Source organism: Rhodopseudomonas sp. B29, assembly GCF_000333455.1.
GTDB lineage: Bacteria > Pseudomonadota > Alphaproteobacteria > Rhizobiales > Xanthobacteraceae > Rhodopseudomonas.
Genome location: NZ_BADD01000531.1, coordinates 1 through 10,124, shown reverse-complemented (window position 1 = coordinate 10,124; position 10,124 = coordinate 1). Strand labels below are relative to the sequence as shown.

At 63.7% G+C, this 10,124-nt stretch carries 9 protein-coding genes, 1 tRNA gene and 1 pseudogene; 6 read left to right on the top strand and 5 right to left on the bottom strand.

Translation table 11 applies throughout. The annotated features are described in order from the left end of the window. Positions 1-1,395: methyl-accepting chemotaxis protein (locus I5M_RS18850; protein ID WP_022722817.1), on the top strand; the 1,395-nt coding region annotated here is incomplete at its 5' end. 122 nt (positions 1,396-1,517) lie between these two features. Further along, positions 1,518-2,588: a phospholipase gene (locus tag I5M_RS18845; RefSeq protein WP_022722816.1), complete on the top strand. Its 1,071-nt coding sequence runs from the start codon at positions 1,518-1,520 to the stop codon at positions 2,586-2,588. A gap of 206 nt (positions 2,589-2,794) precedes the next feature. Here the strand turns inward: I5M_RS18845 and I5M_RS18835 are convergent, their stop codons facing one another. The 3 genes from I5M_RS18835 to I5M_RS18825 all read right to left on the bottom strand — a co-directional run bounded on the left by I5M_RS18835 (position 2,795) and on the right by I5M_RS18825 (position 4,495). Beyond that, complete coding sequence (locus I5M_RS18835; protein ID WP_022722814.1) at positions 2,795-3,517, bottom strand: LrgB family protein; 723 nt, start codon at positions 3,515-3,517, stop codon at positions 2,795-2,797. Next, on the bottom strand, positions 3,514-3,897 hold the full coding sequence (locus I5M_RS18830) for a CidA/LrgA family protein (RefSeq protein WP_022722813.1): 384 nt from the start codon (positions 3,895-3,897) through the stop codon (positions 3,514-3,516). The genes I5M_RS18835 and I5M_RS18830 overlap by 4 nt, the downstream gene beginning before the upstream one ends. Before the next feature lie 106 nt (positions 3,898-4,003). After that, complete coding sequence (locus tag I5M_RS18825; RefSeq protein WP_022722812.1) at positions 4,004-4,495, bottom strand: hypothetical protein; 492 nt, start codon at positions 4,493-4,495, stop codon at positions 4,004-4,006. A gap of 213 nt (positions 4,496-4,708) precedes the next feature. On the opposite strand from I5M_RS18825, the gene I5M_RS18820 reads away from it, so the two are divergent. Next, positions 4,709-5,761 (top strand): AbrB family transcriptional regulator, encoded by a 1,053-nt coding sequence (locus I5M_RS18820; protein ID WP_031337008.1) that lies wholly within the window; start codon positions 4,709-4,711, stop codon positions 5,759-5,761. Here I5M_RS18820 and I5M_RS18815 read toward each other — a convergent pair. Further along, the gene (locus I5M_RS18815) at positions 5,758-6,303 is read right to left on the bottom strand and encodes a disulfide bond formation protein B (protein ID WP_022722810.1); all 546 of its coding nucleotides are present in this window, start codon (positions 6,301-6,303) and stop codon (positions 5,758-5,760) included. The genes I5M_RS18820 and I5M_RS18815 overlap by 4 nt on opposite strands. A gap of 187 nt (positions 6,304-6,490) precedes the next feature. Here I5M_RS18815 and I5M_RS18810 point away from each other — a divergent pair. After that, positions 6,491-6,575 (top strand) — tRNA-Leu (locus tag I5M_RS18810). Positions 6,576-6,642: 67 nt separating this feature from the next. On the opposite strand, the gene I5M_RS18805 is transcribed toward I5M_RS18810, so the two are convergent. Beyond that, complete coding sequence (locus I5M_RS18805; RefSeq protein ID WP_022722809.1) at positions 6,643-7,152, bottom strand: MarR family winged helix-turn-helix transcriptional regulator; 510 nt, start codon at positions 7,150-7,152, stop codon at positions 6,643-6,645. Positions 7,153-7,628: 476 nt separating this feature from the next. Here I5M_RS18805 and I5M_RS18800 point away from each other — a divergent pair, with 476 nt between their 5' ends. Together I5M_RS18800 and I5M_RS18795 are read left to right on the top strand one after the other, a co-directional pair. Beyond that, positions 7,629-9,083, top strand: a complete 1,455-nt coding sequence (locus tag I5M_RS18800; RefSeq protein WP_022722808.1) for a porin — start codon at positions 7,629-7,631, stop codon at positions 9,081-9,083. Between the two features lie 594 nt (positions 9,084-9,677). Then, a pseudogene (locus tag I5M_RS18795) lies at positions 9,678-10,124 on the top strand (propionyl-CoA--succinate CoA transferase); the annotation flags it as partial.

The window sequence follows — 10,124 nt, the reverse complement described above, 5'->3', positions numbered from 1 at the left end:
CGCTACGAAGCGATGATTTCGTCGCCCGAAGAACGCGCCTTGTATCAGGAGGTCGGCAAGGAGTGGGACGCCTACGCGGCGGCCACTAAGAAAGCGATGGAATTGTCCTACAGCGACGTCGGCAAGACCTCGAACGAAGTCGGCGACTATCTGACCAAGGTGCTGGGTCCGATTGGTGGTCGCGTCGACGCGGCGCTGCAGAAGGACATCGACTACAACACCAAGGGCGCCGATCAGTCGACGGCTGAAGCAGCGTCCACCTTCGATTCCGCTCTTTTGCTGGTCATCGCCATTCTGGTCGTTGCGGTGGTGGTCGGTGCGGTCGCCAGCTTCCTGGTGATCCGTGACATCAGCACTGCGATCGCCTCGATCATCGCGCCGATGCAGGCGCTCGGAAACGGCGATCTCGACGCCGAGGTACCGCATCGCGGCGCGAAGACCGAGATCGGCGCGATGGCGACTGCACTGCAGATCTTCAAGGAAGCGCTGATTGCCAAGCGTGCCGCCGATGCCGCCGCAGCGCGCGAGGCCGAAGAGAAGATCGCGCGCGGCCAGCGTGTCGATGCCGCGACGCGCCAGTTCGAGACCGCGATCGGTGAGATCGTCGAAACCGTGTCGTCGGCCTCCACCGAGCTCGAAGCTTCGGCCGGCACGCTCACCTCGACGGCGAGCCGTACCCAGGAGCTGACCACGGCCGTCGCCGCGGCTTCGGAAGAAGCCTCGACCAACGTACAGTCGGTGGCCTCGGCGACCGAAGAAATGTCGTCGTCCATCACCGAGATCAGCCGGCAGGTGCAGGAATCCGCACGGATCGCCTCCGAGGCCGTCGACCAGGCGCGAAGGACCAATGACAGCGTCGGCGAACTGTCGCAGGCAGCCGCACGCATCGGCGACGTGGTCGAACTGATCAATACCATCGCAGGCCAGACCAATCTGCTGGCGCTCAACGCGACGATCGAGGCGGCACGCGCAGGCGAAGCCGGGCGCGGCTTCGCGGTCGTGGCGGCCGAAGTGAAAGCGCTGGCAGAGCAGACCGCAAAGGCTACAGGAGAAATCGGTCAGCACATTTCGGGCATTCAGAGTGCGACGACTCTGTCCGTGGATGCTATCCGCGAGATCGGCCACACCATCGGCCGCATGTCGGAGATCGCTTCGACCATCGCGTCGGCGGTCGAGGAACAGGGCGCAGCCACTCAGGAGATTTCGCGCAACGTCCAGCAGGCCGCCGGCGGCACTCAGCAGGTGTCGGCCAACATCGCCGATGTCGAGCGCGGCGCCAGCGAGACCGGATCGGCCTCTGCACAGGTCCTGTCGGCAGCTTCCTCACTTGCGCAGGATAGCGATCGGCTGAAAAACGAAGTGGCGAAGTTCCTGCAGACCGTGCGCGCCGCATAGAAGACGCTCACCCACACAGCTTGCCAAGCGGCGTTTGCCGCTTGCATCCGGTCCTATCCCTGACACTGTGGGCGCACGCCGAAGAGGCGTGCCGAGTGACGGGGCAGGACCGTGAGAGCTCGATGAGCGATGAGGCTGTGATCGACGGCATCGTGGCGCTACTGCCGCCGCTGCTGCACTCGCTCGAAGCGCTGGCCTATGTGTCGCGCTATCTACACCCGCCTGAATTCGGAGAGCTGATGCAGCTCGTCGGCCATCCGGACGAGGCGCTGCGCCCGCAGGTCGATCAGTTGACGCGTTGGTCGGACACGGCGGTGCATCTGCGCGATCCGCTGCGCGTCGCATCCGAGCACGCGCTCGCGGCGTTCGATGGTTTGCGCACCGTCGAGAGCGGCCGCGGCGAATTGCTCCAACTGTTCGGTGCGCTGCGTCATCTGCCGCAAGCGCTGGAGGCGTTGTATCCGCTGACAGCGGTGCTGCCGCCGATCGCGACCTTCTTCCTCGATCCGGATCTGCGCAGCGACGCCGTTCTAGAGGCGCGATTGGCCCGGCCCAAGCATCCCGACAGTGGTGTGTTTCATCACGCCAACGAACTCGGCGAGCGCGGCGGCTTTTCGCTGTACGTGCCGGAAGACTACACGCCGGAACGGAATTGGCCGTTGGTGATGGCACTCCATGGCGGCGCTGGCCATGGCCGCTTGTTTCTATGGAGCTGGTTGCGCGATGCGCGCAGTCGCGGCGCCATCGTGGTGGCGCCGACCGCGCTGGGGCGGACCTGGGCGTTGATGGGCGACGACGTCGACACGCCCAATCTATCGCGCATTCTGGCTCAGATCGCCGGCGCCTGGCACATCGATGCGTCGCGGCTGCTGCTCACCGGCTTCAGCGACGGCGGCACCTTCTGTTACTTGTCGGGTCTCGATAGCGAGTTGCCGTTCACCCATCTGGCGCCGGTGTCGGCCAGCTTCCATCCTCTGATCGCCGGCATGGCGGACGCGTCACGGATGCGGGCGCTGCCGATTCAGGTCGTGCACGGCGTTCACGACTGGATGTTTCCCGTCGAGCTTGCCCGGCAGGCGCGCGACGGGCTGTTCGCCGCCGGCGCCGACGTGAGCTATCGCGAGATCGCCGATCTCAGTCATTCCTATCCGCGCGAGATCAACGCCGAGCTGCTGAGTTGGATGGGCGTTTGAAAATGAGTCGGCCTCGCCTCACACGCGAGGTCATCGCCCGGCTCGACCGGGCGACCCAGTATTCCAGAGAGTTGATGGCGACAATCAGCAGCGCTCTGGAATACTGGCCCCTCCGCCTTCGCGGAGGGTGACGGCTGAGGATGGAGAAGCGCAGCGGCGCTTAGCAGAGCGTCCCTGCATGCTTCCCTCGGTCCGAAGCGGCTCACTCATCTCACCAGCAGCGCCACCAGCACCGGCACGACCAGCGCAGTGACCAATGCGTTCAAGCTCATGGCAATGCCGGCGAATACACCGGCGATGGCGTCGACTTGAAATGCCCGTGCAGTGCCGATGCCGTGCGAGGCCAGTCCGACCGCGAAGCCGCGGGCGCGATAATCGCGGATCTTGAGAGCATTCATCAGCGGTGTGACCACGATGGCTCCCATGATGCCGGTGATGATCACGCACACGGCGGTCAGGGACGGATCGCCGTGCAGCGACTCGGTGATGCCCATGGCGACGCCGGCGGTGACGGATTTCGGCGCCAGCGACAGCACGACGTTGTGCGGCAGGCCTGCAAGCTGCGCCAGCATCACCACCGAGACGATTGCCGTGATACAGCCGACGATCAGTGCGAAAGCCATCGGCAGGATGGCGGCGACGACCAGCTTGCGGTTTTCATACAGCGGCACTGCCAGCGCCACGGTCGCGGGACCGAGCAGGAAGTGCACGAACTGCGCGCCGCTGAAATACGTGTTGTAGGAGGTGCCGGTGACTGAGAGAAATACACCGATCAGCCACATCGCGTGCAGTACCGGATTGGCCAGGGGGTTGCGCCCGGTCGCCTGAGAGATCGTGTCGGTCACCGCATAGACCAGGAGCGTCACCGTCAGCCATAGCAGCGGCGTCTGCGACAGGTAGACCCATAGCGAGAACGGTCCCTGGTTCATCGCGACACCCACAGCGACAATAGCCGCGCCGCGGCCAGGAAGCTGAGCACCGTCACCAGCAGGGTGATCAGCACCGAGCCGGCCAGCACCAGGGCGATCGCGATGCCGTGGGCTGCGATCATATCGAGCTGCTGCACCACGCCGACGCCCGCCGGCACGAACATCAGCGACAGATGTGCCAGCAGGCCCTTCGAAGCATTTTCGACGCCGCCGTCACCGAGCGGTCCACGCGCGAATGCGCCGACGCCGTCGCGCAGCAGCAACAGCCCGAGCAGCAGCATCAGGCCGATCACCGGTCCGGGGAGTGGCAGGCCGAGGCCGCGCACCAGTCCCTCGCCGAAAAGTTGGCACAGCAGGATCACGCCCAGGCTGGCGATCATGCGTCACTCCTTCTTGGATACGACAACGCGGCCCGAATCGGGCGTTTCGGACCGCGTTGTCAATCGCCTGGAGCGCGCATCGATGCTGCGGAATTGCCGGCGGCTGTCAGCCTTTCAGCCGCTTGTTGCACTCGCTCCAATAGCCGCCGCCCTTTTCGATCCACTTCATGCCGCCCGTGGTGTTGGCGGCCTTGTTGGCCTTCCACTGCTCGGCACAGGTGTGCAGCCGGGCGCGGGCGGCCGGCTCCTTGGCGAATTTCGCATCGACCGCGGTCGGATAGGTCGCCGGTCCCGAGGGAGCTGCGGCCTCGGTCGGCTTTGGCTTGGCCTCCTTCTTGGCCTCGGGCTTCGCCTCCGGTTTGGCCTCGGGCTTGGCTTCGGCAGACTTGTCGGCAGCTGCAGGCGCTGCGGCAGCCTCGCTTCCGCACTGGGCCTTGCGGAAATCATTCCAGCCCTGACCGTTGAGTGTGCCGGCGGTCTTGGCAGCCTGATACTTAGCGCTGCATTCCTGCGCGGTCAGCGCCTGAGCCTGCGGAATGGCCGCGACGCTCGTCAGCGCGGCCGCCGCAAGAATAATTGCGATCCTCGATGAGGTCATTGGTGTTCTCCTGGTCTTCCTCGGGTCTTCCCCGGGGCGATCCTATCCCGCATGGCGGAACTGACAATGACGAAGTGATTACTGGTCGAGTGATCGTTCGTAGGCCGGTGAAACATCCGCGTCGGCGGAATGGGCAAGTGCGTACCACGCATTTGCCGAACTGATTTCCGTTTGCAATAACGGCGCGTGTCCCTGCTTCCCGCACTCACCGCGATGCCGTCGCGATCCAAGATTCTGAGCGTGCTCGAGACCATGCTGGTCGGCACGTTGGGCGGCTTGTTGTTCTACTGGGCCCAATTACCGGGCGGACTGATCACCGGCTCGATGGGGGCGGTGGCGATCGCCGGGCTCGTGGGTCGCAAGATGGGCCTGCCGCCACCGATCTCCCATGTGGTGCTGATGGCGCTCGGGGTGTCGCTCGGGTCGATGGTCACGCCGGCGATGATCCACAACATGGCTGCCTATCCGGTGACGATCGGCCTGCTGGCGATCGCGACCTTCTGCTCGACGTTCGGGAGCAGTCTCTATTTGCAGCGCGTCCATGGCTGGGACCGCACCTCGGCGCTGCTCGCCGGCAGCCCAGGTGCGCTGTCGCAGATCATCATGCTGGGGACCGAGCGCAAGGCCGATGTCCCAGGCATCGCGGTCGTTCAGGTCATGCGTGTGATCATTCTGACCAGCGCCGTGCCGATGCTGCTGGCGCTCACCGGCTTCAATTCCCACGGGGCTATGGCGTCGCGTGGGCCCGAAGCGACCCCGCTGGTGCTGGCGGAAATTACCGCCGTGTCGCTCGCGGTGGCGCTGCTGATGCGACGGATCAACTTCCCGGCGAGCTGGATGTTCGGCGCCATGCTCGGCTCCTCGGTGCTGCACGGCTCCGGCCTGGTCGAGGGCACGCTGCCGCAATGGGCCTATCTGGCGGCGCTGATCGGCATCGGCATTCTGATCGGCTCGCGCTTCGCCAACATCAGGCGCAGCACGATCGTCAGCTATCTGGGCGCGGCGTTGGGCTCGTTCGCGGTGGCGATCGCCATCTCGGCGGTGTTCGTGGTGGCGATCCTGCTCACCACTCAGGTGCGGCTCAGCGATCTGGTGGTGGCGTTCTCACCCGGCGCCATGGACGCCATGATGGCGCTGGCGCTGACGCTGCACATCGATCCGGTGTTCGTCGGCGCGCATCATCTGTCGCGCTTCATCTACGTCTCGATCGCCACGCCGGGCATCGTGCATCTGTTCGGCAAGGGTCCCGACGATCTCGACGATTAGCGGCGGCTCGTCCGGGCAATGCCCCAACCGGCGATGGCGGCGAGCAGCAGCGACAGCAGCACGTTGTATCCAGCGAAAGACAGGCCGAGGAAACGGCCCTGGACTTCGTCGCAGCGCACCACCTTGACACTGTCGAGCTGCGCCAGAAGGCCGCCGGCCTTGCTGAAGTCGACGATCGGCCCCGAGCAATCGGTCGGACCGGCCCAGAACTTCCATTCCACGCCTGCGTGATAGGCCCCGAGTCCGGCATTGCCGAGCGCCAGCGCGGTCAGCACGACGAGACCAGCGATCAAGATCCCGCGCGGCGCGCCGCGCCAGGCCGCGAACGCCAAGATCAGCCCCAACGGCGCCGCCGCATAATAAGCATAGCGCTGCTCGAGGCAGAGCGGGCATGGCACCATCCCGAGCACCAATTGGGCGTACCACGCAGCGGCCAGAGCGATCGCGGCCAGCACCGCGATGGTCAGTGCTGCGGTCAACGCGGCTCGAGCGGGGGAGGTAGCCGGCAAGGATCCAGGCCGGTCGACGAGGGCGGAGGTCATTCGGCGTCTCCGGAATGCGGCCCGGGTCGTATCCTGCGGGCCGGTTCCTGTCGAGGGAGCCCCGATCACACCGCGGTGTACATGTACGGCGCTCCCGCCTGCCGCGTGGCGTTCCGTCGGGTTGACCCCGATTAGCCGGTCGCTATAGTCCGCGCGCTTCGCGGTGTCGGTTTCCGACACCGCGTTGGCCCCTGTGGCGGAACTGGTAGACGCGCTCGACTCAAAATCGAGTTCCGCAAGGAGTGCTGGTTCGATCCCGGCCAGGGGCACCATTCGCGGTGATGACCACCATAGGTCGGCGGCGTGTGACTGCCACTAAGGCGCGACGTCAGCGGAAACTCAGAGCCCTGCAGACATCCGCAGGCAAATCTTTTCCAGTCGAAACTTGAAATGGCTCAACTGTTCGTTGAGTTCCTCAAGCTCGTCGTCGGTCATATCGGCGTACACGACGTCATTGATGGAGGATTCGCCGATCTTCATCGCGTCGATCTGCTTCGTGGCCTTATTGGACAGCGACAGTTTGACCACACGTGCATCGCTCGGATCGGCCTGGCGACGTATCATGCCCTTTTTCTCGAGCAGCTTCGTCTGTGTGGTGATGAATGATGGGTCGACGTGCAGTGCCTTCGCGACATGCCGGACAGAGACGCCGTCGGCTTCATCGAGGCCCTGGATCGCAGTCAAAATCGAGAACTGTGGTCCCGTGATGCCGAGCCCCTTGGCGAAAAAAGCCCGAATATCGTCGAGAAAACTATGCACGCTCGCGACCGTCGCCGTGAATCGTCGGGCGGTTTCCGGTTGGACCGGCGAGTGCCGGGACTGTGGGCTGAGCTTCGTCTTCTGGCGCATCCCGACTCCAGTGACCTGATCCTGACCTGATCAGTAATTCGATTCTACAACTATTGAGCGATTTCGTTAATAGCACAACTGCCGCGACTGAATCACAGTGCGGCTTCTCGATGGTCCAGTCTCGCAGCCGAAACAAGCTGAAACAAGGGGTGAGGCAATCGGCGCCGCGGCGCGGTCGCCGCAATATTGGGCGGGAAAACCCGTCTGCCGGGGTGAAGCACGGCAGGTCCTGCCGGATCGCGCAAAGCGCCTGTTGCGAAAATACCACGTCGTCCGCAAAACAGATCACTGATTTACTAAACAGATTTGCTCAAGTGATAAAATCAATCATGATCTTAGTGTGACGGGTGGCGCAAAAGACACCAACCCTTCCGTCACGTGCGCCAGCCATCAAGGCTTGCGGACATCGAAGTATCAAGGGCCGAAGTCAGGCAGCGTCCTGCGGGCTCTTCCACTTTGTTGACCTGGAGGGTCGAATGAAAATCGTCAAGTTTCTGGCCCTGAGCTCGGCCGCGGCGGTCATAACCGCCGGGAGTGCTCAGGCGGCCGATCTGCCGTTGAAGGCCAAAGCGGTCGAATACGTGAAGGTCTGCTCCATCTACGGCGCCGGCTTCTACTACATGCCGGGCACCGATACCTGCATCAAGATCGGTGGCTATCTGCGCGCCGACGCGACTATCAACGGTTCGACCGCCTATAACGCGCCGGCCTGGAATGGGACTTCTGGTGCGAAGAGTCGCCAGGCGAACAGCACCATCTTCCGTTCGCGTCAGGACCTCACCCTCGACACCCGCACCGCGACCGAATATGGCGTCGTCCGCACTTACTTCGACGCGACCTTCAACTGGACTACGGGCGACGGCGTCGCGGGTGGCTCGCTCGGCGTATACTACGCCTTCATTCAGTTCGCCGGGTTCACCTTCGGTAAGGCCGTGTCGCAGTTCGATACGCCTTGGACCGGTTATCCGGGCAACAACTCGTCGTTCCTGATCGGCGGCTATGACGACGTCACCGGCATCAACCAGGTGTCGTACACCGCGGAATTCGGCAACGGCGTGTCGGGATCGATCTCGCTGGAAGACCAGTCGTCGTATCTGCAGTCGGGCCTGTACAACACCTCGACGATCACCGCTTCGTCCTACGCGCAGGGCCTTCTCGGCACCAACTCCTACGCCGGGACGCAGATCCCCGACATCGTCGGCAAGATCCGTGTCGATCAGGCCTGGGGTCTGTTCCAGGTATCGGCTGCGGCTCACCAGGTTCGTGCCAGCTACTACAACCTGGCCGACGAAACCTCGGGTCACCCGAGCGATACTTGGGGCTACGCTGTTCAGGGCGCCCTGTCGCTCAAGAACCTGCCGACCGGCCCCGGCGACAGCATCAACTTCACGGCGACCTACTCGAATGGCGCGACCCGCTACGTCGTCGGCGGTGTGACCGGCAACTCGTTCTCGATCTACGGTAACACCAGCGTTGCGGGTGCCTATCAGAGCATCGCCTTCGCCAGCGCGGCCGACGGCGTTTTCTCCGGCACGTCGGCTGCGAATGGTACCAGCATCTCGAAGACCACTGCCTGGGGTGTCCGCGGAGCGTTCAACCACAACTGGAACCCTTTCTGGTCGACCTCGCTGTTCGGCTCGTACTCCGCGGTGGACTACAATGGCACGGCGACCGCCAGCATCTGCGCGACCGCCGTCAATTTCGTCTGCAACCCGGACTTCAAGATCGCGCAGATCGGCACCGTCACCCGCTGGACTCCGGTCAAGAACCTGACGTTGTCGGGCGAAGTGATGTACACCTACCTCGACCAGTCGAACTCGGGCACTTTGGCTATCCCGGCGATCTCGGCAATTTCCAAGCCCGCCGCCGTGTACGAGTTCAAGGATCAGGGCGTCTGGAGCGGCAACCTCCGCGTTCAGCGCAACTTCTGATCTGATCATCCCGAGAGGGATGCTCTCGGAGAACCCCGGCGGGCAACCGCCGGGGTTTTTTTCTTCGGGCCTCGTTCGGTCCACCGCTCCGTGTCGAGCCGATCGCGACACTCCGCATCGGACCGTTAGTCCAGTGGGTTCGCCGCTTGAAATGGTCAGGGTCAATTATTTGACTAAATCACCTATTGAACTCAACGATAAGGTCGCTATACTTCTCTCAGCCGACACTGCTCTGGCGGCTGAGAAATGAGGGAGGTTCGGCCTCCCGCCGTTTCTGTAATACCTCCAAGAAAGCCTTCGGCAATGCCCTGCCGGAGGCTTTCACTTTTGTGTCGGCTCGCTGAGCCGAACCGCGGCAGCCGCGATGCTGCCCTGCATTGGGCACATACCCCAGCCTACGCCTCCGGCGTCTCGCGAACCCCCGCCGAACTGGACGTTTCCAACGCAGATTTCGCTGGTTTTTGCGTCGGTGGCGCGCCCGCCTCGAAGCGGCCGGCGGTCTTGGTCGTTCGTTGCATGGTAGTTTTTGCCGGAGCCATTACACGAATCGCATCAGCCGCTTCAGCCCGTCCACCAGCCAAGAGAAGCTCCGTGATGGTCTCTGCCGATCGCGTCCTCGCGCCCCATCTTCGATCCAAGGTCATGACCGCGGCGGACGCCGCTGCGCTGATCCCGTCCGGCGCGCATGTCGGCATGAGTGGTTTCACCGGCTCCGGATATCCGAAGCTGCTGCCGCTGGCGCTCGCCGAGCGCATCAACGCGCACCACGCGCGCGGCCAGAAATTCAAAGTCAGCGTCTGGACCGGCGCCTCGACGGCGCCCGAGCTCGACGGCGCCCTCGCCAAGGTCGACGGCATCGAGATGCGGCTGCCGTATCAATCCGATCCGACCTGCCGCAAGCGCATCAACGCCGGGCGGATGGAGTACATCGACATCCATCTGTCGCACGTCGCCCAGCACGTCTGGTTCGGCTTTCTCGGCAAGCTCGACATCGCCATCATCGAGGTCGCCGGCATCCGCGAGGACGGCAGCCTGATTCCA

Bases quoted from the DNA above. Each gene is read 5' to 3' on its own strand.
- I5M_RS18805 (WP_022722809.1), bottom strand. From the start codon at position 7,152: ATGCGCCAGAAGACGAAGCTCAGCCCACAGTCCCGGCACTCGCCGGTC.
- I5M_RS18825 (WP_022722812.1), bottom strand. From the start codon at position 4,495: ATGACCTCATCGAGGATCGCAATTATTCTTGCGGCGGCCGCGCTGACG.
- I5M_RS18845 (WP_022722816.1), top strand. From the start codon at position 1,518: ATGAGCGATGAGGCTGTGATCGACGGCATCGTGGCGCTACTGCCGCCG.
- I5M_RS18800 (WP_022722808.1), top strand. From the start codon at position 7,629: ATGAAAATCGTCAAGTTTCTGGCCCTGAGCTCGGCCGCGGCGGTCATA.
- I5M_RS18830 (WP_022722813.1), bottom strand. From the start codon at position 3,897: ATGATCGCCAGCCTGGGCGTGATCCTGCTGTGCCAACTTTTCGGCGAG.
- I5M_RS18820 (WP_031337008.1), top strand. From the start codon at position 4,709: ATGCCGTCGCGATCCAAGATTCTGAGCGTGCTCGAGACCATGCTGGTC.
- I5M_RS18815 (WP_022722810.1), bottom strand. From the start codon at position 6,303: ATGACCTCCGCCCTCGTCGACCGGCCTGGATCCTTGCCGGCTACCTCC.
- I5M_RS18835 (WP_022722814.1), bottom strand. From the start codon at position 3,517: ATGAACCAGGGACCGTTCTCGCTATGGGTCTACCTGTCGCAGACGCCG.